Origin of the sequence: Chitinophaga nivalis (assembly GCF_025989125.1) — a bacterium.
GTDB lineage: Bacteria > Bacteroidota > Bacteroidia > Chitinophagales > Chitinophagaceae > Chitinophaga > Chitinophaga nivalis.
Genome location: NZ_JAPDNR010000001.1, coordinates 7,645,472 through 7,668,765 on the forward strand (window position 1 = coordinate 7,645,472; position 23,294 = coordinate 7,668,765).

The 23,294-nt window shown below is 45.5% G+C and carries 15 protein-coding genes and 1 riboswitch; of the genes, 11 read left to right on the forward strand and 4 right to left on the reverse strand.

The window, feature by feature from the left end; genetic code table 11:
• Positions 1 to 59: 59 nt before the first annotated feature.
• The 3 genes from OL444_RS27835 to OL444_RS27845 all read left to right on the forward strand — a co-directional run bounded on the left by OL444_RS27835 (position 60) and on the right by OL444_RS27845 (position 3,533).
• Complete coding sequence (locus tag OL444_RS27835) at positions 60 to 773, forward strand: pirin family protein (protein ID WP_264727923.1); 714 nt, start codon at positions 60 to 62, stop codon at positions 771 to 773.
• Between the two features lie 180 nt (positions 774 to 953).
• Positions 954 to 2,468 carry a sensor histidine kinase gene (locus tag OL444_RS27840; protein ID WP_264727921.1) on the forward strand — a complete coding sequence of 505 codons (1,515 nt, stop codon included), beginning with the start codon at positions 954 to 956 and terminating at the stop codon, positions 2,466 to 2,468.
• Between the two features lie 6 nt (positions 2,469 to 2,474).
• Positions 2,475 to 3,533 (forward strand): response regulator, encoded by a 1,059-nt coding sequence (locus OL444_RS27845; RefSeq protein ID WP_264727918.1) that lies wholly within the window; start codon positions 2,475 to 2,477, stop codon positions 3,531 to 3,533.
• Between the two features lie 2 nt (positions 3,534 to 3,535).
• Here OL444_RS27845 and OL444_RS27850 read toward each other — a convergent pair whose 3' ends face one another.
• Positions 3,536 to 3,925 carry a hypothetical protein gene (locus OL444_RS27850; protein WP_264727916.1) on the reverse strand — a complete coding sequence of 130 codons (390 nt, stop codon included), beginning with the start codon at positions 3,923 to 3,925 and terminating at the stop codon, positions 3,536 to 3,538.
• 6 nt (positions 3,926 to 3,931) lie between these two features.
• Entirely contained in the window at positions 3,932 to 4,621 is a 690-nt protein-coding gene (locus OL444_RS27855) for a hypothetical protein (protein ID WP_264727914.1), read from the reverse strand.
• Between the two features lie 253 nt (positions 4,622 to 4,874).
• On the opposite strand from OL444_RS27855, the gene OL444_RS27860 reads away from it, so the two are divergent.
• The 3 genes from OL444_RS27860 to OL444_RS27870 are packed head-to-tail and all read left to right on the forward strand — an operon-like array spanning position 4,875 to position 7,066.
• Positions 4,875 to 5,465 carry a TetR/AcrR family transcriptional regulator gene (locus OL444_RS27860; protein ID WP_264727912.1) on the forward strand — a complete coding sequence of 197 codons (591 nt, stop codon included), beginning with the start codon at positions 4,875 to 4,877 and terminating at the stop codon, positions 5,463 to 5,465.
• 47 nt (positions 5,466 to 5,512) lie between these two features.
• Entirely contained in the window at positions 5,513 to 5,740 is a 228-nt protein-coding gene (locus OL444_RS27865; RefSeq protein ID WP_264727910.1) for a hypothetical protein, read from the forward strand.
• Positions 5,741 to 5,794: 54 nt separating this feature from the next.
• Entirely contained in the window at positions 5,795 to 7,066 is a 1,272-nt protein-coding gene (locus tag OL444_RS27870; RefSeq protein ID WP_264727907.1) for an MFS transporter, read from the forward strand.
• Between the two features lie 73 nt (positions 7,067 to 7,139).
• On the opposite strand, the gene OL444_RS27875 is transcribed toward OL444_RS27870, so the two are convergent.
• Both OL444_RS27875 and OL444_RS27880 read right to left on the reverse strand, forming a co-directional pair.
• Positions 7,140 to 8,516 (reverse strand): glycosyltransferase family 39 protein, encoded by a 1,377-nt coding sequence (locus tag OL444_RS27875; protein WP_264727904.1) that lies wholly within the window; start codon positions 8,514 to 8,516, stop codon positions 7,140 to 7,142.
• A gap of 263 nt (positions 8,517 to 8,779) precedes the next feature.
• Entirely contained in the window at positions 8,780 to 10,405 is a 1,626-nt protein-coding gene (locus OL444_RS27880; protein WP_264727901.1) for a PAS domain-containing sensor histidine kinase, read from the reverse strand.
• Between the two features lie 261 nt (positions 10,406 to 10,666).
• Positions 10,667 to 10,886, forward strand: a riboswitch (cobalamin riboswitch).
• Between the two features lie 125 nt (positions 10,887 to 11,011).
• Between OL444_RS27880 and OL444_RS27885 the strand changes: the two genes are divergently transcribed.
• From OL444_RS27885 to OL444_RS27905, 5 genes are all read left to right on the forward strand, one after another.
• Positions 11,012 to 12,988 (forward strand): TonB-dependent receptor plug domain-containing protein, encoded by a 1,977-nt coding sequence (locus tag OL444_RS27885; protein WP_264727899.1) that lies wholly within the window; start codon positions 11,012 to 11,014, stop codon positions 12,986 to 12,988.
• 10 nt (positions 12,989 to 12,998) lie between these two features.
• Entirely contained in the window at positions 12,999 to 14,108 is a 1,110-nt protein-coding gene (locus OL444_RS27890) for a DUF5074 domain-containing protein (RefSeq protein ID WP_264727898.1), read from the forward strand.
• Positions 14,109 to 14,136: 28 nt separating this feature from the next.
• Positions 14,137 to 15,108 carry a hypothetical protein gene (locus OL444_RS27895; protein ID WP_264727896.1) on the forward strand — a complete coding sequence of 324 codons (972 nt, stop codon included), beginning with the start codon at positions 14,137 to 14,139 and terminating at the stop codon, positions 15,106 to 15,108.
• Between the two features lie 353 nt (positions 15,109 to 15,461).
• The gene (locus tag OL444_RS27900; RefSeq protein WP_264727894.1) at positions 15,462 to 18,809 is read left to right on the forward strand and encodes a hypothetical protein; all 3,348 of its coding nucleotides are present in this window, start codon (positions 15,462 to 15,464) and stop codon (positions 18,807 to 18,809) included.
• Positions 18,810 to 18,821: 12 nt separating this feature from the next.
• Complete coding sequence (locus OL444_RS27905) at positions 18,822 to 23,285, forward strand: DUF6443 domain-containing protein (RefSeq protein WP_264727892.1); 4,464 nt, start codon at positions 18,822 to 18,824, stop codon at positions 23,283 to 23,285.
• Positions 23,286 to 23,294 lie beyond the last annotated feature (9 nt).

Below are 23,294 nucleotides of genomic sequence, written 5' to 3' on the forward strand. Positions count from 1 at the left end.
CAGCAGCGGCAATTTATAATTTTATTAAACAATTGAAGATCGCTAACTGTTGCATATATATGAAAACACAGCATTTTCCCGCAACTGAAAGAGGCCTCAAAGATGCAGGCTGGCTGAAAAGCAACTTTTGTTTCAGTTTCAGCGATTATTACCATCCGATGCGGAGTGCCTTTGGTACGCTCATTGCCTTCAATGATGATTTCGTTGCTCCCGGTAAAGGTTTTGGTATTCATCCGCATGTAAATACAGAAATCATTTCTGTATTGCTGAAAGGTAAAATGAACCATAAAGATACGCTGGGCTACAGTACCAAAATAGAAGCAGAATCCGTACAAATCATGAGTGCCGGCAGTGGCTTAAGGCATGAAGAGTACAACATCGGCGACGGCGAAGTCAATTTTCTGCAGATATGGATTGTACCGAAACTCCAGAATATCCATCCCCGTTACCAGCAACGGAGCTTCCCCAAAGAAAAAAGAAAAAACCGGCTGACTACCATCGTGTCTCATGAAGAAGGTACGGATCATTGCTGGATTAATCAGAACACCAAACTATCGCTGGGCTATTATGAGCATCCGCAACATATCCGATATACGCTGAATCCGCTAAACAAATGTCTGTTTATTTTTTCCATCGCCGGCAACCTCAAAGTACAGGATCAGGTGCTGCAGGAGCGGGATGCCATCGGCGTCTGGGAAGCCGCCGACATTTCGTTGCAATGCAGTGAACAGGCTGAATTCCTGATCATTGAAACGCCCGTAAATCAGAAATAATTCCTGTAGGTGTATTGACCCGCTTTTGTTATCTCCCTTAAAAAAACCGGTTATGTGGCCCCCCGCTCTTCTCTGGATACTCCGGAAACTGTTTGCTGAATTTATAACTCCATCTGTTAAATACGGTTCGGAATCATTAAATTTATACAACTGCCAATTAACGAATAACACTGACTATTTATGGGTACCGGCAACTTTAGTAATAACATCGGCTTTGAAGTACTTTTTAATCATGCTGCCATTGGCATATTGGTGGCGGATAGCAATCATCGGATTTTGATGGCCAACCCATTCCTGTTGCAGCAACTGGGCTATGCAAAAGAAGAAGTGAACCAGCTGCAACAGTCGCAGCTTATCCGGCATAGCCTCGAAGAACATTTTGCCATCCGGAAAGATGGTTCTGTATTTCCCGTAGAAATCAACGGCAGTACCCATCATAATGCCGACGGCCATTTTACCATTACCTATGTGACCGATATTTCCGACCGCAGGACTTCTGAGAATACCCGCAAGGAACTACAGATCAAGATGCAGGAAGCCGCGATTAAAGATGGCAGTCTGCAACGGATGAACAGTTTTCTCAACAGCCTGTGGAACAATACCGGCGCGATGATCATTGTGATTAATCCCGAAGGATATATCCAATGGTTTAATCCGGCAGCGGAAAGAATACTGGGCTATAAGGCCGGAGAAGTGATTGATGTATATACCCCGATGATCCTGCATGATAAACAGGAAGTGACCCAGCGGGCAGAAGAATTTTCCCGGCAGCTGGACCAGCCCGTAGAACCGGGATTAGAAACCCTAACGATCAAGGCTAAACTGAATCTGCTCAATGAGCATGAATGGCATTACTATCGTAAAGATGGCAGCAGTTTACCCGTATCCCTGACTGTTTCTGCGATCCGGGAGGCCGGGGTCATTACCGGTTATATTGGCATTGCCATTGACATGTCGGAAAGAAAACAGGCCGAAACCGAACTCAGAAGCGCCCTGGAAAAAGAAAGGGATCTCAATGAGCTGAAGTCGAGGTTTGTATCCCTGGCGTCCCATGAATTCCGGACACCATTAAGCGCTATTTTATCTTCCACCTATCTGATATCAAAATATGAAACCACCCATGATCAACCCAAACGGACCAAACATATCCAACGGATTATTTCATCTGTCAACATGCTGACAGACATCCTGAATGATTTCCTTTCTGTAGGCCGCATTGAAGAAGGCCGGATACAGGTACGTATCACTACCTTTGATATCGGCAAACACGTAGGAACGATCATCAATGAAATGGAAGGACTGAAAAAACCACTGCAAAACATCTATTACGCCCACCACGGTATTGCGCAGGCATACCTTGATCCCACACTACTCAAACATATTGTTATGAACCTCGTTTCCAACGCGATAAAATTTTCACCGGAAGAATCGGTGATCTCTGTACGCACGCAATGTGACCAGGAATACTTTGAATTATCAGTAAAAGACAAAGGCATCGGTATTACGGAAGAAGACCGGGTACACCTGTTCGAACGTTTCTTCCGGGGCAATAATGTCGCCAATGTACAGGGCACTGGTTTGGGTTTGCATATTGTGGCCAAATATGCAGAACTGATGAATGGTACCGTCACCTGTCATAGTCAGCCTGGCAAAGGCACCGAATTTCTGGTGTCTGTTCCTGTACCTCAAAACTAAATGCCAATGCAAACAATACTGCTGATAGAAGACAATACCGATATCCGCGAAAACATGGCAGAAATACTGGAGCTGGCCAACTACAGGGTGATTACCGCCAGCAATGGCAAAGAAGGCGTGGCATTGGCGCTGGATGCATTACCGGACCTCATTGTATGCGATATTATGATGCCGGTACTGGATGGTTACGGTGTACTGCACATGTTACATAAAAACAAAGCCCTGCAGGGTACGCCCTTTATTTTCCTCACGGCCCGCGCAGAACGGGCAGATATCCGGCGAGGCATGGAGCTGGGCGCCGATGATTATATCACCAAACCGTTTGAAGGCACGGAGTTGCTGAGTGCCATCGAAAGCCGCCTGAAAAGATGCGCTGAAATAAAACAGGAAAATATAACGGGACTGCCGGGACTGGACATGTTGTTATCCAATGCTTCCGGACACGACCTGCTGGCAGACCTGAAAGAAAACCGGCATGTAAACCATTACCAGAAAAAGCAGAATATCTACATGGCGGGCAACCGCCCGGATTCTTTATACTACCTGCTGCAGGGAAAAGTGAAAACGTATAAACGCAATGATGACGGCAAAGAGCTGATCATTGGTTTATATAATGAAGGAGATTTTCTGGGTTATAATGCCTTACTGGAAGGGGCCGTGTATAAAGAGTATGCAGAGGCCCTGGAAGATACTTCCCTGGCGGTGATACCTTATCAGGATTTTGAATTGCTGATTGGCAGCAACCCGGAAGTGCTGAATAAATTTGTGCAGTTACTGGCGCGGCATATGACCGAAAAGGAGCAGCAGCTGATAGGTCTTGCCTATAACTCGCTGCGAAAAAAAGTAGCGGAAGCATTGCTGACGCTCGATAAAAAATACAATGCGGCCGGCAACGAATCCTTTGGTATTGATATCAGCCGGGAGAACCTGGCTGCGGTGGCAGGTGTAGCGAAAGAGTCGCTGATCCGCACCTTGGGCGATTTCCGGGATGATGCGCTCATTACCGTCAAGGACGGACATATCACGTTGTTGTCGCGACAGAAGCTGGCCGATATGATTAATTGATGTCAGCGGTTTTCGGCGCCGAGGAAAGCGAAGAAAGAGGCTTTCATCCGATCGAATTCCATGACCATCAGTTGTACATCTTCGAACAGGTTTTCATACTCGTACGGCGACTGCTGTCTGATAGCAGGCAGGCGATTCAGCCAGTCCATTTGTTCCCGTATTTCGTGACGCAGCAGTACCAGTGCTTCTTCCTTATGCAGCATACTGGACTGAAACGTTTCGGCACTTTCCAGGAAAGTATTACTGGCAGGATGCTTCAATGCTTCCGCAAGCCGGTTAATCAGCAATGAATTATCCTGCCGTAATGTTTCCAGTAGTTTTAACCAGGAACGGCAGTGTTGTATCTTCTCCGGATCTTTTATCTCATCATTCTCCTGTCTGTACATAAGCATAAGATACTAGTTATAATATATCTGCCGTCCTTCCTGTCTTTTACTGTCTTCCCATTTGTCGAGCAATCCGATGAGCTGGCGTTGCTCTCCTGTCAGTTGCCGGATACCGCTGATCAGTTCTTTCAGTGCATCAACGTCGCAGCTGGCCGGAAACCCATAGGCATTATCCACGCAGGTTTGCAGGTATGCGATCACAGCGCGGCTATGAGAGATAAATTCCTTGATCAGGCGTTGTACTTTGAAATGTTGCGGACTACCCGGTTCTTTGCCGGGCATATCAGCCGTTTTCTTTTTCAGTACCGGTTTCATTTCCTGGTGCAGGTTTTCCAGCACCACAGACTGATAGATGTTGATTTCCCGGTAATAGTAAAGCATGGTGTCATTGAACTCCGGTGTCAGATCCGGGCAAGCCTTGATTTCTTCTTTACTTTCCCGGTAAAGGGCTTCCATCCTTTTAATGACGGCAACAAGCTGCGGAATGGCTGTATCCATAATTTTACGGTCTATTTCACTGGCAAAGTGCCCGTTGAAATCGTAGACATGCCGCTGTTGTTCCAGTACGGTCTTTACGCCCGAACGTGGGCTGTACTGCTTAAAAATAAAATTGCCGGACTGGCGTAAGCGTTTAAATGGGTGAAAGAGAAATCCTTCACAAAATTTGCGCTGTAAAGAGGTGGAAAAAATACCCGTAAACATATCACATTAATTTAAGGTTGGTAAACAACACCCAGCCCGGAGATGGCAGTGAACTGCATATTTAGACCGGACATTCCCGTTGTTGTTACTGAATTGTTCACTCAGAATTTTATCAGCACAAAATTACGGGCAGCTCCACTTCCCGGCAATGACGTTGCTTAATACCCCTTATGATTGTCGTCAGCTATACAGATGATGACCGTCATCGAAAATAAATTTTTAAATAAGCAATCATTCACTTATTTTTGCGGCCATGAGAGTAAGAGATGAAAGTAAAATTCAGGCTATTACGGCGAAAGCCATCGAAATGGTTGCCAATGATGGTCTGGAAAACCTGGGAATTAACAGGCTGGCAAAAGCAGCCGGTGTATCTCCGGCTACTATTTACATCTATTACAAAGACAAAGATGATTTGCTGACCCGTATCAGTGAAGAAGAAGGATTGAAAATGTGTTACTCGAGTCTGGATGGCTTTGATCCGGAAATGAGATTTGCCGAAGGCCTGTGGATACAGTGGAAAAACCGCGCGAAGTATTCCATGAACAATTACCAGGCCGCCCAGTTTTTTGATCAGCTGCGGAACTCTCCCTACAAGGAAACCATGCTCCGATCTGTAGCAGATGCTTTCAGGAAACCGATAACAATCTATCTGACGAATGCATTTAACCGCGGAGAAATTAATCAGATGTCTATGGAAGTATACTGGTCTATCGCTTTTGCACCTTTGTATTCCCTGATCAGATTTCACCACGATAAACACAATATCGGCGGAGATCCTTTTACATTGACCGAAGATGTGATGAAACAGACATTTGATTATGTTATTAAGGCTTTATTAAAATAGCCTTTTTTTTAGACCAATTCAGTAAATGAATGCTCATTTATAGCTTTATGGAAATACCAGCACATATCCTTATTTTTAAAACGAACATTGCCACCCCGCATGATCTGCAAAAAGTGAAACCAGTGTTGGATACCCAACAACAGATCATACAATGGACCATCGATCAGACGGATGTTGATTGTGTACTCCGGGTTGTTTCCCATCATTTTTCCTACAATAGTATTATTCACCTGATTACTGAAACAGGTTATGCCTGCATGGAACTTCCTGACTAAAACGGAAACTGTTTTTTTCACACTTAAAATCCCCTTACGACTAACGCTTATTTTATGAAAGACAAAGTCATTTTTTCGCCATACCAATACACGATTATTGCGTTGCTGGCACTCACACAATTTACAGTCGTACTGGACTTTATGGTCATGTCGCCATTGGGTGATGTATTGATGAAATCCATGCACATCGCACCGGCTCAATTCGGACTCGTAGTATCCGCCTATGCATTCAGCGCCGGCCTTTCCGGATTACTCACTGCCGGTTTTGCAGATCGTTTCGACCGGAAGAAATTACTGTTGTTTTTTTACGGGGGTTTCATTCTCGGTACTTTAAGCTGTGGATTTGCCCACACCTATCCTTTGCTGGTAGCGGCCCGTATTATTACCGGTTTATTCGGCGGCGTGATCGGCTCCATTTCCATGGCTATCGTAGCCGACCTGTTTGTGATTACACAACGCGGGCGGGTAATGGGTTACATGCAAATGGGATTCGGCGCCAGCCAGGTACTGGGTATCCCTATTGGCTTATACCTGGCCAATCTCTGGGGATGGGAATCACCCTTTTTTATGATCGTAGGCATTGCCCTCATCATCATGTTAATGCTCGCTGTAAAATTACAACCGATCACAGCACACCTGGCTTGGCAACACGATAAAAGCGCCTTTATCCACCTGTTGCATACCATCCGGAAAAAGAACTACCGCATTGGTTTTGCCGCTACTGCATTATTATCGCTTGGTGGCTTTATGATGATGCCATTTGGTAGCGCCTTCGCGATCAACAACCTGCACATCACTTCACATCAGCTACCATTGTTATTCATGATAACCGGAGTGGCCACCTTATTCGTCATGCCGATAGCCGGCCGCCTGAGCGACCGGATGGACAAGTTTCGGTTGTTTGCCTTCTCGTCCTTGTTCATGTTGATTGTGATCGTGTATTATACGCACCTGGGACCACATCCGGTGTGGTATATCATGTTCCTCAATATACTGATGATGGCAGGTATTATGGGACGTATGATTCCGGCGACTACCCTGGTCACCGCGGTACCTGAAATGCAGGACAGAGGCGCTTTTATGAGCATCAACTCTTCCTTGCAGCAAATTGCCGGCGGCATTGCCGCTGCCTTTGCAGGACTGATTGTTGTACAGAAAGATGAGTTCAGCCCACTGCAGCATTATGATATCGTAGGATGGATCATTGTAGGTATTACCATGATTGCCCTTGTGATGATATTCCGGGTGAACCAACTGGTGAAAGTGGCTGCGCCCCCCTCCGCAGCCACTACCCCGGATGATCCGTTAGCTGTGAAAGCCAGCTAAACGCCATCCGTTTAAAGCATACCGCCGTACACATTTTTCAGGAGTATATCCGTAAAAAATGTGTACGGCTTTTTTATGGCTGTATACCGGGATGATAATTCATACAGCGGAATACCAGAAACTTCCGTACCACCCGTCCCTGCATGGTAACGATAATAGGCGGCAACGGTTGTATACTGCTGAAGTAGGGTTGCAACGCGGTAATATCCGCCTGTTCATCCGTATCATCTGTTACATCCGTTAAAGAATTAATGAAGATGGCATTACTACCTTTCAGGGTTTGCAGATTGGTACCAATGAAATCAAACTGTAAGGCGCGCTGCCCGATAATGTTACGGGAATACACCATCTCTCCGAGATAGAGATGCAGCATCGCACTCGTTTTATAATCATCTGCAGAAAAAATAAAATCATCAGGATATTGCGTGCGCAATACTTTTGCCTGACGGCCCAATCCATCCCATCCGATCATGGTATCATCCGAATGAATAGGTACCGGATAAAAAATCACTTCTATGGCGAGGGCAGCATGTATGATTACGGTACCGATCCATTGCCAGCGAATAAATTTGTCGCGCAGCCAGCTACTCACCCAGATGATACCGGTAATATAAGCTGGCATCATCCAGTTTATCTTCACCCAATACACAGGAGACAACACAAAAAATCCTGTAAATATGGGTACAAAGAAAACCAGCAGAAACAACTGCGGTTCCGGAATACCCGCAATACGCCGGCGGTACCGGCGGATACACTTATATAGATAATACAACAACGCACCTAACAACACCGGTATCAATGCTGCTGCCTGATGTCCGATCACACCGAAAAAATCCAGCGGCCGGAATTCAGCGCCATCCACTCTTCCGGAAGATTGAAAACGAAAAGAGGCGAACTGGTTATCTACATTCCAGTAGACCACAGGCAAAATAGTGATGCCGAAAAACAGGATGCTGGCAGCAAACCACGGCGACCACAAATACCTGCGATACCTGGCAGACAACAATAAAAACAATACCGTTCCTGCCGGCAAAAACACGGCGGTATACTTACTGTCGAATGCAAGTCCCATCGCAATGCCCGTCCATATCCAATACCATTTCCTTCCTTCAAAGATGGCCCGGTATAATGCAATCAGGGATAGGCTCCAGCATAACAACAACGGTACATCAGGGGTAGATATCAGCGACACCATGGTAATCATCAATGTGGCATACAACAGCAACATCGCATTACGCGCGCGGTGTACAGACAGAAAACATCCGGCCAGCCGGTAAAACGCCAGCAACGTACCGGCAGTAATCAGGGAATCTGCCAGCTTGATCACAAAAACATGTCGTCCGAAAAGATCGGTAAAGGCACGGAGTATCCAGGCTATCGCCGGCGGATGATCGAAGTAGGACCAGGCTAAATGTTGTCCGTAAAAATAGTAGTAGGCATCCTGCGGCATAGGACCCATTATACCAATAAAAGAAAGTCGTAATAATGTAACAAAACAGATCGCGGCCGCCATCCATTTATGCGTAGAAAGGTACACCTTTAAGTCATTTACCCACGCTGATTTCCCCTTGCTCAATGCTGACAGTTATTAAAATGGTGACTAAAAATACATTCCTATATGACACCCGGATGATATCGTCCGGAAAGTATAAAATTACGCACCCTATCAATAAAAAAGCAATTTTATATCCGCACTATTTATAGTAATATTCCTCAGGGTCTTGACAGCGGCAACAGAATATGAAAAGCCGCGCCTTCTTCCTTATTACTGGTCGCATAGATGCGGCCACCGTGGTTTTCTACAATCTTCCGGCATAATGCCAATCCGATGCCGGTACCTTCATACTCCTGATAATTGTGCAAGCGGTGAAAAATAAGAAAAATCTCTTCTGCGAACTGCGGATCAAATCCTACTCCATTATCCTGTATAACGATGTGTGTATAAGGTTGGGTACTATAAGGCAGGGAATACTCTTGTACTTCTTCTGGTGTGAGCATCGCCGCCGTTAATTTTATTTCAGGCGGAATGCCTTTCCGGGTAAATTTCAATGCATTGCCGATGAGGTTATAAAACAACTGATTCATCTGCAGCGGTAAGGCGGCAATTTCCGGTAATGGCGCCGTCTCTATTACGGCATGCTGCTGATGAATCAATACTTCAAAATCAATATAAATATTCTGCAGAATGTCTTGCAGTCTGGTGGGCATAAATACCGCTTTACTGTTTTCCACCCGCGAGTAATCCAGCAGATCGCTGATGAGATGAGACATGCGCTGCGCGGCACCAGATATTTTGCCGAGATATAACTGGCCGGATGTATCCTGATGTGCCTGTGTTTTCTGCAAAATACCGGAGAAGGTGATAATTTTCCGCAATGGCTCCTGCAAATCATGACTGGCGATATAAGCAAACTGCTGCAGGTTGTCATTGATCTGACGCAGGCTTTTGTTGGCAGCAGCCAATGCCTGGGTACGGGTTTGTACCAGCTCTTCCAGCTGCATGGATGTCATCCGGTCCAGTGTGATATCCCGTGCCATCCCCATAATAGATTCCGGCTGTCCGTCTTTTCCTGTAATCACCATGCCCTTTGCATGCAGGATATGTTCTTTCTGCAGTGTTTTATTCACCACCCGAAAAGTACAGTCATACAACCCGCTGGTATCAATGGCCTGCTGCCGCAGGGCGGCCACCCGTTGCTGATCGGCTTCGTGTATGCAACCATGGAATACGGCCATACTGCAGGCTTCTGCTGGTAGTCCATACCATTCACTGATCAGGGGAGAATATGTAACGAATCCGGTCCGGAGGTTCTTGCTCCAGGTACCTAGTTCTGCCACATCTACCGCATTGCGGTACAGCTTTTCTGTTTCCCGCAGTTCCTCCCGGGCCAGTACCAGGTCGGTAACATTGACAGCTGTACTCATCACCCCATACAGTAATTTGCTTTCGTTATATAACGGTTTATAAATAAGTTTATAATAGCGGATATCCGGCTGACCTTTCCGCCGGATACGCACGGGGTCTTCTGTTCCTATGTAAGGTATCCCCGTAGTAAATACACCATCGAGCAAGGTGCTGAACACCTGACCGCTCAGTTCCGGTACCGCTTCCAGCAAGGGTTTACCGATCACACCGTTATTTTTATCCCAGATATCCAGCATCGCCTCATTGACCAGCCGGACACACATTTCAGGACCAGTGTATATTGCCATCGCCACGGGAGACTCCATGAGCAAGTCTCTATAGAATTTTTCTCCGGTACCATCCGGTAAGACAAAAGTTTCATCATCGCAGTGCAACCAGTGTGACGGTTCGGGAACTTTATATGGGAGGTTCATCGAATTAAGTTCTTATGCTTGGAATAATCATTTCAAATACTTTGTAGCGGCTATTCCTCTATGATTAAGCAGGAACGGGGAATTTTATACCCGTTTTCAGACCATATACCCGGTCCGGTTCCTCCTCAGACAGCGGCAACAACCAACGCCAGCTGTATTAACAGTACATTCCATTAACAGGCTGTAAAAAGACTCCAGGGATTAGTTTTCAGGAATCATGCCGCTTCCCCTTCTCTTTTGGATATTCCCCTGACAAAGCGTAGGTTTGCAGCCACAAATGGTTATGTCTGCCCCGCAGATATATTAAAAGGGAATCCGGTGTAAAACCGGAGCTATCCCCGTAGCTGTGATCCTGCCTTCTTCCACCTGTGCGAAGAAGTGTTTTTCCGGAATTCTACTATGCCACTGTGTGTCCGTTACATGGGAAGGCCTACCGGAAAAGCAGGAGAGCCAGAAGACCTGCCAATTGTATTTATTCATCAGCGCTTTCGGGTGAAAGGCCGGGGATGTAAGTCTTTATAAGACATATCTCTCTTCTTGTATTATTCGCACTCCCCAAGCGCTTTGGAAGTATAATCCATCATGTGTTTACTTAGATTTCTGCCTGTGGCTTCAGGTATATATTTGCTTATTGCCGGGAACGCCGTTGCGCAGACAACAACCAAAGACACGTTACGGGAAGTACGTGTAGACGCCAAACGAATACCGGCATACATTAACCCGGTTACGCCGGTACAAACGCTTACCGGCAAAAAACTGGAACGGCTCAACAGCCTTTCCGTAGGCGATGCTATCCGTTATTTTTCCGGCGTGCAGCTAAAAGACTATGGTGGCGTTGGCGGGCTAAAAACCATCAACGTGCGCAGTATGGGCAGTCACCATACTACCGTATTCTATGATGGCATGATGATCGGCAATGTACAGAACGGACAGGTAGACCTCAGCAAATTTTCACTCGATAATATAGCGGAAATATCTTTATACAACGGACAAAAAAACAACATCTTCCAGCCGGCCCGCGCCTTCTCCGCCGGTAACGTACTCTTTCTGCAATCCAAAATACCTGTGTTTAACGAAGGAGAAACCATACACGGTAAGGTAAGCGTTAAAACCGGTTCTTCCGGCCTGATCAATCCCGCCATTCTGTGGCAGCAAAAGATCAATAAACGTATAACCGCCACCGTTAGTACGGAATGGATCAACGCCAATGGACGCTATAAATTTCATCTCATCGGTCCGGACTACGACTCGCTCCTGGTACGCCAGAACGGCAACGTCAACGCCTTCCGTGCAGAAGCCGCCCTCAATGGGGTATTACGCGATAGCAGCACCTGGAACCTGAAATACTATTACTATAGCTCCGCCCGCGGCTTGCCCGGCGCTACAGTAGCCGGCCACTATACCTATGGGCAGCACCTGAAAGACCAGGACATGTTCGCACAGGGTACCTGGAGTAAAAAAATAAGCCGCAAATACAGCATTATGGCGAATGTGAAGTATAGCAACTTCTACAATGTATATACTGATCCGGAGTACCTGAACGAAGCAGGGTTTCTCCAGAACCGTTATCTGCAGCAGGAAGTATACGCCTCCCTCGCCAACAAATATACCTTTACACCGTGGTGGGAAGCCTCCCTCTCCGGTGATGTCATCGTCAATACCCTGAACGCCAACATCCAACGGTTTCCTTATCCCTCCCGCTATACCGGGCTCGTATCGCTCGCCAGCAGATGGCACTTCAAACGTTTTGAAATGCAGGGAAACCTCCTGGCTACTCTCGTGAATGAATCGGTGAAAGCCTACGAAGGCGCCGGCAATAAAAGAGAATATACGCCTGCCATTTCGGTTGCCTGGCAGCCATTGGCGCACCAGAATCTTTGGCTGCGGGCGTTCTATAAGAATATATTCCGGATGCCTACCTTTAACGACCTGTATTATACCTACATCGGCAACAACAACCTGCGCCCGGAATATGTAAAACACTATGACGCCGGGTTCACCTATACCAAAGCATTCCGTGGCAGCTGGCAATACCTGTCCATACAGGCAGATGCCTACTATATAAAAGCAACGGATAAAATTGTGGCGGTACCTGCTGCCAACCTCTTCGGATGGTCGATGATGAACCTCGGACAGGTCATCATCAAAGGTACCGATGTGAACATCAACAGTGCCTGGATGCCCATACGTGACGTGATGCTGAACCTGGCACTCACGTATACCTACCAGGATGCACGGGACAGAACCACCGGTAAAAATGCCTTTAACTATGGTGCACAGATTCCCTACACACCCTGGCATAGCGGAACTTTCCTCGCCGGCATCGACTGGAAAGCACTCACCCTCAACTACAGTTTTATCTATACCGGCGAACGGTATAATCAGATAGGCAATAATGAAGATAATTACGTACAGCCCTGGTATACCAGCGATATATCTGCTTCCTGGTCACTGCAGCAAGGTGCGTATCAATATAAACTGACAGGAGAATTAAATAACCTGCTGAACCAGCAATACGATGTAATTGCCAACTTCCCCATGCCGGGACGCAATTACAGGGTAACGCTCAGTGTTCATTTTTAATATCATGCATATGCAAAGATTACTGGTCTGCTGCTTACTCATCATACTATCTGCCGGCTGCAGAAAGGATATGCCAAGGCCAACCATCGCCTACAAAGATATTCCGGGCTTCTCCCGGAATACCGATGGAAAAACCACGGTGAAAGGATTTTATCTGCTCAATGAAGGCAACATGAACATGAATAAATCCTCACTGGACTATGTGGATCTCATCAATGGCCGGTATATCCGCAAAATGTACGAAGCTAAAAATACCACTATCGTAAAGGGTTTGGGAGATGTCGGCAACGATCTTCGCATATACGGCAGCAAACTATATGCAGTCATCAACAACTCCAATAAGGTAGAAGTGATGGATGCCGCCACTACGCGGGTACTGAAACAGATTCCTATCCGCCAGAGCCGGTATGTGGTATTTTATAAAGACAATGCCTACGTTACTTCCAATGAAGGTTACGTAGCCATTATTGATACCGCCACACTCAACGAAACCGGCCGCATTCCTACCGGCCGCAATCCGGAACAGATGGCGATTATCGGCAACAGATTATATGTGGCCAACTCCGGTGGGTATAGTCCGCCTAACTATGAACGCACCGTTTCGGTGATCAACCTCGACACGCGACAGGAACTGAAACGTATTGATGTAGCGATCAACCTGCATCGCCTGGCGGTAGATGAGGAAGGAGATTTGTATGTTACCTCCCGGGGCGACTACTACACCATCCCTTCCCGCCTGTATGTCGTAGATACTAAAACAGATAAGGTAAAAAAAGAGTTCCCGATTGGCGCCAGCAACCTGGTCATCCACAACGGACTGGCTTATATTTACTGTGTGGAGTGGAGCCATATCACGCATAAAAATACCATCACCTATTCCCTCATTGATGTAAAAACAGAACAGCTGCTCGACAGAAAATTCATCACCGACGGCACAGATAAGGAAATCACCATTCCGTATGGCATCGCGGTAGATCCGGATACAGAAGATGTATTTGTAACGGATGCCCTGAATTATGTGACACCTGGTTTCCTGTACTGTTTTGATAAGAACGGAAAAAAGAAATGGCGGATGGGAACTGGTGATATTCCTGCACACTTTGCTTTTGTAAAACAATAAATTATTTCATTCTTTTAAATCATTCCCAATGCGATTTTCAACACCTGCGCGCATCACCTGTCTGGCCATAGCCGTTACGATGGCAGCTTGTAGTAAAAAAGAGGACACCACACCGGAAGGCCCTGCCACACCGGATTATTTCCGGCCAGCTAATGCCAAAAGCGACGCGTACATCAACCAGATATTTGAATACAAACCAGCGCCCGGTCAGTTTACCAATGACCCTACTATTGGCAGCGCTGAAGGTGCAAAAAAATTAATTGGCGGTACAGATGCGTTGGTATCATTAGGCGCCTTCGGTGGCTATGTTACCTTTGGCTTCGACCACTCTATTGAAAACAAAGCAGGATATGACCTGGGCACTGTGGGCAATCCGTTAGTGAATACCGGCATGGAATGGTCTGAACCCGGCATTGTAATGGTGATGCAGGACCTCAATGGTAATGGCAAACCGGATGATGGCGAATGGTATGAACTCGCCGGCAGTGAATACAATGCAGCAAGTACAATTAAGAACTATAAAATCACCTATTACAATCCGAAAACCACCACGGCTACGGATGTACTGTGGAAAGATAACCAGGGCAAGAGCGGATACGTATTAGCCAATACGTACCACCCTCAATCCTATTTCCCGGAATTTGCAGCCGGACAGGAATCTATCGTATTTGAAGGTACCCTGCTGGCCAACACTTTTCAAAAACCAAAGGGCCTGTTCATCAATACCCCGCTTGCCTGGGGTTACGCGGATAATGGTTCCAAAGAGTTAATAGATATGCGCAATAACGGAGAAACCGGTTACAACGGCTTTGATATCTCCAATGCGGTGAACAGCAAAGGTGAAAAGGTGAACCTGAAATATATCGACTTCGTGAAATTATACACCGGACAAAATTGCAATGGTAGTCTCAACGCAGATCCTGCCAAAGCAGACAGGTTGGTCGGTGAAATTTCCACGGAGATTTCCGGTGCTTTTGATGTACACGTGAAAAAGAAATAACTAATCTATCCTTGATGCCCCGGACCGGCTGCCTGTCAGCTATCCGGGGCCAACCCCTCTCTCAGTTTCCTGCCCCGATATTCGTCCGAATGTCTTTAATTTGCAACTTCATTTACGGTAGTTTTTAGTGTTGAAAACCCGCTGCCTCATGAAATAAGTCGTTGTAGTCATAATGCTGCTTCGCTCATCTTTTCTTGTCCGCGCATCTTCACCTGACAGCTACCTGATTATTTCTTTACCTATTGTAATTGTGTATGTGCTGGTTAAGTCGCCGGTTAGGCTTTTTTATTTTCTTGTTGGCAGGTTGTCTGCATGGTTTTTCGCAGAGTACAGATATTTTTAGTAAGCTTAATTTGCCCCAGGTAATTCCTCCTACGGCCAATGCTTTTTCCTTGGGGAAATACGGCTTTTTCCCGGTATCGATGGCTACGGGTACTGTGAACGTATCTATTCCTATATACGAAATCAAACAAGGTAGTTTATCGGTGCCGATAGATATCTCCTACCATACGTCTGGTATTAAAGTACCCCAGGAAGCTTCCTGGGTAGGCCTGGGATGGGCGCTGAATGCAGGGGGGATGATATCAAGATCGCTGAGAGGGTTGCCTGATGATCATATGTTTGGTTATTTAAAGTTCCTGCCGCCAACTGTGAAAGAACTCAAAGAAAATCCAGACGATTATCACAAGTTCAATAGTCTTGTCATTGGTCAGAAAGATCCCAATCCTGATTTATACGTTTACAATGTAGGTGGCTATAGCGGAAAATTCACCTACAACCGGAATAAGGAAATCATGCTGATACCGCATGATGATATCAAAATTTCCACTAGCGATGGGCGTTCTTTTCAAATGATAGACAAAAATGGGGTAGAATACCTTTTCCAGGATGCAGAAAAAGCCACCTATGAAACCGGATTTTCCATTGTCTCTTATTCTTCGGCATGGCTAGTCTCTAAAATAATCTCTGCAGATAAAACAGATACTATCCATTTCAGTTATAGCAATGAATATGCACAGGAAGTAGGCAATACATCTTTTATTCAGATAGTTGGCGCCGGTACCAGTAAGGAACCCAGCAGAACGGAAAGCCAGTCAGAAACAGTTACCAACGGCACCTCTATGCCCATCATACTGAAAGAAATTACCTATAAAACAGGCAAAGTAGTATTCGTTCCCCTGAGCGACAGGAAGGATGGTCCCAATTCCAGACTTACACAAATAGATATATACAGTAGGGATGCTGACAACTGGCAGCAATTAAAAAGTTTCAAGTTAAGCTATGATTATTTTACCACTCCTTATTCAGATCCTCAATTAACTTTCAATTATCGTTTACGGCTGTTATCATTACAGGAATTCGGACAAAATGATACACTGATAAAAAAACATCGGTTTGAATATGAAGGTGATCATTTACCTTCTACTAAAAGTAATGCACAGGATTATTTTGGTTTTTACAACGGTCAGGAAGCAAATCGTAACCTGATTGAGAAGAAAAAGGTAAAATTCCTAGGCTATGATTTTGAAGTAGGTGGAGCTAATAAAACACCTTCCCCCAATCATATGATGACAGGCATGCTGAAACGGGTACACTACCCCACTCAGGGTTACACAGAATTTGAATTTGAACCACACCGTATAAGAAGAAACCAAAATATCATGGAAGAAACTGCGGAACAAGTCATTGCAAAGGGTCCAGGCGGGAAAATAAATCCTAACATTGTAAAAAAACAATTTACAGCAGATAAAGGAGGGATGGGAAAAATAACCATCCGCCTAAGTAAATACCCTCCCAACCTCATATGCGATGATCCTGCACCTCAGGTGACCTTTGGTGAAATCACGGATCTAATGCCTCGTTCCTGGGTACATCAGGGGGACTATTCCAAAGATATTATACTGACAGAAGAAATCTACATCCAGGCTGGAACTACTTATGAATTGACGGCACGAGCCTGTGGTACCGATACCGTACAAGCGTATATTAGTATCACCTGGCAATATGAAACCCCACAACCTGGTTATTTGAATGGCGGCGGAATTCGGATAAAAAACATCGCTTCTTATGATATAAATGGCAGTAAAGTCAATGAAGAGTCCTATGTATATGGGGCAAGAGAAGATGGTCTAGGGCAATTAATTTTTCCAGAACACCGGATTTATGAAAACTATTTCCAGAGAATTTTCGAAGTTAAATTCCCTTATAATGAATTAAGTTGTGAATCTTCATTCCTTACCAATCGTATTTACACCGAAAATAGCATCTCTCCGATAGCCACCTTTCAGGGTAGCCCTATTGTATATAGTCAGGTGAAAAAAAATTTCAAAGATTATAAAAACAATCGCAATGCTGCCTTCAGTATTTATAATTACCGGGTAGTACCTATAACCAGTATGTATATCGACGAATATAGCTCCAATCGGAATACAATTGCCAATGAAGAATGGGAAAATGGAACTTTATTATCCGAAAAGCATTATAAACAGGAACAAGACACTTTCAAACTGGTGAAAGCTATAGAAAACGATTATAATTTTTTCAGGCAGCAAATCAGTACAGATCTCATGATTTCTCCTAAAATGACGGTGATCCGCAAAGGATGCCTTTTGCCAGAGGCTCCAACCAGAGGAGGAATATTCTATTTTACCTATACAGAGAAAGATATCGTCTCCTGGTGCTATCGCCCGGTAAAAACCACCACTACCCACTACGGCGACAACCAGGAAGCATTAACCACCATACAGGATTTCAGCTACAAACCGCAAGGGCATTTATTTCCGACGATGATCACCCGACAAACCAGTAAGGCCGATATCATCCGGACCCAGATTGATTATCCGGACGAATACATCAGCCTGGGGCTGGATAGCACCGGTGTCTATAAAAAGATGTCCGATCAGCACATGATCGGTATTCCATTACGGACCCAGGTAACCCGCGCTGGTAAGCAATTGTCGACACAAATGATCGCTTTTAAAACCTGGCCATTGCCCAATACACCGATATTACCGGAAGCCACTTACGAATCAACAGGTAATGATCCGATGGAAAAAGTGACCACCATCCTGCGATATGATTCCTCTGGTAATGTGATGGAAAGTCTTTCCCGCGATGGTATCCGCAATACCACGCTGTGGAATTATAATCAGGCATTCCCGGTGGCCGTCATTAAAAATGCGGCCAGTACTGATGTCGCGTATACCAGCTTTGAGACAACCGACAACGGTAACTGGAACGTAGCTACCACCGCTACTACCGGAAAAGCTTACAGTGGTAACAAGTACTTTATCATGACGACTGCCGGTATTGAAAAAACAGGTCTCGACAACCAGAAAACGTATACCGTTTCGTATTGGACATCTAATAATACAGCTTTTAATATACCCGGTACCGTTAGTACCAGTCAGGATAAAACCGTGCGGGGCTGGCGTTATTTCTCCCATACTGTAAAGGGCGTGAATACGCTTAAAATCACCGGCAGCGGCAACATCGACGAGCTCCGGTTATACCCTGCCAATAGTACCATGCGTACCTACACCTATGAACCGGGAGTTGGCATGACAAGCCAATGTGACGAACAGGATAACATTATCTTTTATGAATATGATAACAACAGCCGTTTAAAAGCCATCCTGGATCAGGATAAAAATATACTGAAACAAATAGACTATCAATATCAACAACCTATTACCCGGTAATACCTGTACCCTATGTCCCGAACATGTACCTATACCAGCTGCCTGGCAGCACTATGCCTGCTTTTAGCGGGTACGCTCCGTGCGCAGAATGTACCTGCCACTCCCGGTAGTGTAGCCGCCGTACCTGTTGCCGTACCGGCCGCCTATAACACGACAATTGTTAATTACATCCGTACCTGGGAGCCGGCGATGCCCTCGACTGATGTGGCGCAGATCATCAATAGCAGCCGGACGGTAAAAGAAGTCAGGCAATCCACCCAATACTTCGACGGGCTGGGACGACCATTACAAACCGTCGCCAAAGGCATGAGTAAAAACGGGAATGATGTGGTAGCGCCGGTAGTGTATGATGCATTGGGAAGAGAACAGTATAAATACCTGCCCTATGTGCCAAATGCCAAAGATGGTAATTTCAAAACCGATCCTTTTAATAGTCAGCGGGCATTTTATGCAGATAACACGCTCAACCCCGGCGCTAAAAATGAAACCATCTATTACAGCCAGACAGACTTTGAAGCCTCTCCGCTGAACCGGGTATCAAAGATCTATGCGCCAGGTAATAGCTGGGCTAAAACCGGCGGGAACCACCCTGTGCAGCAACAGTACCTGGTCAATGCATTGACGGATTCTGTAAGAAGCTGGAGCATGACGGGGAATACGCCCACCAGCGCTACGCTCTATGGCGCCGGACAGCTTTATAAAAATATCACCATCGATGAAAATGGGTATCAGCAAATCGTCTACAAAGACAAAAGCGATCTGGTCATCCTCAAAAAAGTACAACTGGCCACAACGCCCGGCAATGGGCACATGGGTTGGTTATGCACCTACTATGTATACGATGACTGGAATAACCTGCGTTTTGTTATCCCGCCACTCGCCGTGGAAAAAATTACTACTACCTGGAATGTAGCGCCCCTGGCAGCAGAATTATGTTTTGAATATCGTTACGATGGACGTAACCGTATGACCTTTAAAAAAATACCGGGCGCCGATTCCACCGATATGGTATACGATGTACGTGACCGGTTGGTATTTGTACAGGACGGACAACTCCGTAACACAGGTAGTGGGCAATGGCTCACCACCTTCTACGATGCGCTCAACAGACCTGTTCAAACCGCACTCTATAAATCCAACATCCGCCGGGAAGCACTACAGACCAGTATGAACAATGCGTTGGCCAATGGCAGTACTTCCTATACGTTCCCCGGCATTTCCGAGCTGGTGGTGAATCAACATGACCGTGATAAATATATAGCGACCAACAACATCAGGATAGAACCTGGTTTTGAAACGGGTGCCAGTACCGAAATGGAGGCATTTATCAATCCTTCCCTAACCGGTGAGGTGGCCACTGTGCCTGTCTCTAATCCTTTACCGGGTATAGCTGCCGCGGATCTGATTCCCCTTACCTATACCTTCTACGATCACTATAATTATCCAGGTGTACAGGCGGCAGTAACAGCAGATAACAATAAACCGCAGGCAGATGGGAATCCCTATGCCATGCCCACGATCGCCTCCAATCAAACATTCGGACTCGTCACCGGTACTAAAGTTCGTATCCTCGATACGGACCAATGGCTCACCACTACTACCTATTACAACGATCAGGCAAAAGTGTTGCAAACGATCAGCGATAACGCTGCAGGTGGTAAAGAAACACTTACGTTCCTGTATGACTTCAATGGAAAGGTATTAAGTACCTATCAACGGCATACCCATCCGGCCAGTAGTGCCACGCCACAAACAACGTTGCTGACCATGATGGGATATGACGATGCCGGCCGGTTGAAAACAATCAAAAAACGGGTGAATGATAACGAAAGCCTGGAAAGAACCATTGCTACCAACGACTATGATGAGTTAGGACAAATGAAAACCAAACAGCTGGGCATACAGAAAAACAGTCCGCCACTGGAACAGTTATCCTATGAATACAACATCCGGGGCTGGTTAAAAAGCATCAACAAAGATTACCTGAACAATGGCGGCAGTGGCGCTCACTTCGGCCAGGAACTCAGCTATGATAATGGTTTCCGCGACAAGTCCTTCAATGGTAATATCAGCGGTATCCGTTGGAAAGGTTGGAATGATCCGTTGCCAAGAGCATACGGTTATAATTATGATGCGAGCAATCGTTTATCCCAGGCTGATTTCAGTCAACAGGATGCCGGTAGCACTGCCTGGTCACAGCATAAAATAAACTATTCTGTACCCTGGATTAATTATGATGCCAATGGCAACATCACCAAAATGGCGCAGAAAGGTATGGATGGCACCAGTATTGTGCCGTTGGATCAGCTGACCTATACGTATCTGCCTAATAGTAATAAGCTCGCCACCGTATATGACACCAGTGGTGTAACCACTACCTTAGGCGATTTTAAGAACGGAAAAAACACGGGTAATGATTATGACTATGACCGGAATGGTAACCTCACCAAAGACCTTAATAAAGCCATTTCCAGTATCGCCTATAATCACCTGAACCTTCCGGTACTGATCACGATGGATAACAAAGGTACTGTGGCTTATCAATACGACGCATCCGGCAATAAGGTAAAAAAGATCGTTACCGATAAAACCAGATCACCTTTTACCACCACCACCACCAGTTACATCAATGGCTTCGTTTACCAGAATGATACCCTACAATTCTTTGGTCACGAAGAAGGCCGGATACGGCTTGCGTATAAAGCCGGGCAGGCACCTGCTTATGTATATGACTATTTTGTAAAAGATCACCTGAACAATACGCGCCTGGTACTCACCGAACAACGCGATTTTTCTATCTATGCCGCTACGATGGAAACACCGGCAGCAGCCAAAGAATCTCAATTCTTCAGTAACATCGATGACACCCGTGTACCCAAACCGGTAGGCTATCCGGCAGATGATGCCGCCACCACTCAAAACGAATCTGTTGCCAGGCTAACCGCTAAAAATGGAGGTAAAAAGATTGGTCCTTCCATTGTATTACGCGTGATGGCCGGCGACTCCATCCAGATCGGCACGAAAGCGTTCTATAAATCTACCGGTCCGCAGGACAAAAATACTGCGGGACTACCTGCAGAAAATATGCTGGCAGCCCTGGTACAAGCATTCGGTGGTACCGCCGCGGAGGCTGGCGCCCATGATATGGCAGCGAATGGCAATCAAACACCCTTTAACACGAATTTCTATAACAAAGACTATCAACGTTTAAAAGATAAAGAACCGAACCGGCAGCAACAAGACCGCCCTAAAGCTTATCTGAATTTTGTTTTGTTCGACGACCAGTTTAACTTAGTTGAAGAGAACAGTGGCGTAAAACAGGTGAAAGCGGAGCCAGATCAGTTACAAACCCTGGCGGTAGATAAAATGCCCGTGAAGAAAAGTGGTTTCCTGTATGTATACACCAGCAATGAAACTCCGCAGGAAGTGTTCTTTGATAATATCGTATTGGGTGTGACCAATGGCCCCGTGCTGGAGGAAACACATTATTATCCGTTTGGATTGACGATGGCAGGACTATCGTCCAGTATCTTAAAAGGGACTGCCTATCCGGAGAATAAAATAAAGTATAATGGGAAAGAGTTACAACGTAATGAGTTTGGTGATGGAGTAGGGTTGGAATGGTATGATTATGGCGCCAGAATGCAGGATCCACAAATCGGCAGGTGGCATACGCAGGATAAGTATGCAGAGGTATATATCTCCCTCTCTCCTTATCAGTATACAGCTAATAACCCTGTAAAAATAATTGACGAAGGGGGTCATTTATTAAGAGATAAGGACGGAAATATTATTGCAACATCTACCGGCAATAAATACGTCAGAAATGATGAGATTACAAGACAGGATGGCAATACTTACAGAGTCAGTGCAAGTTTCAAAGAGGTACTTATATATACAGATCAGGGTACACCTGTCAGGGCATTGCAAATGGTTAGCCAATATGTGGAGCAGCAGAATGCAGACAAATCATTTTCACCTACGACTGCGGCTCCTGTTGATGCATGCCAGAATTGCCATGGAACTACTTTTGCAGAAGGAAAACTGGTCATTGTTGACGGATCGGATGCTAACGAAAGTATTAACACCATATTGAGAGAAGACGGTTATACCAGTGAGGGAGTATCCATAAATAATGCAGATGCTTTTGTGATGAGTTATGGAGGAGTTGATTACCATTCCGGTAAAATAAACAAGGATGGTAGTGCCACCATAGATCACGATTTAGGAAAAGTAAAACAATCAACCCTGGACAACGATAAAAAAGTAAATTCTTATCAACCAGGTACCAGAACAACATTATATGAAAAACAAACACCCAATAAACAGGTGAATACCACTGCAGGAAAGGTATCTAATGGTGTTCGTACAGTATCTCAGCAAGAAGCAACGAAGGTGCGAAAAGACAATAAATTAAAAACTACCGATAAGGCAGTGGGAACATTTAGAAGAACAGCTTATGAATTATCTAATTAAATGTAAGTA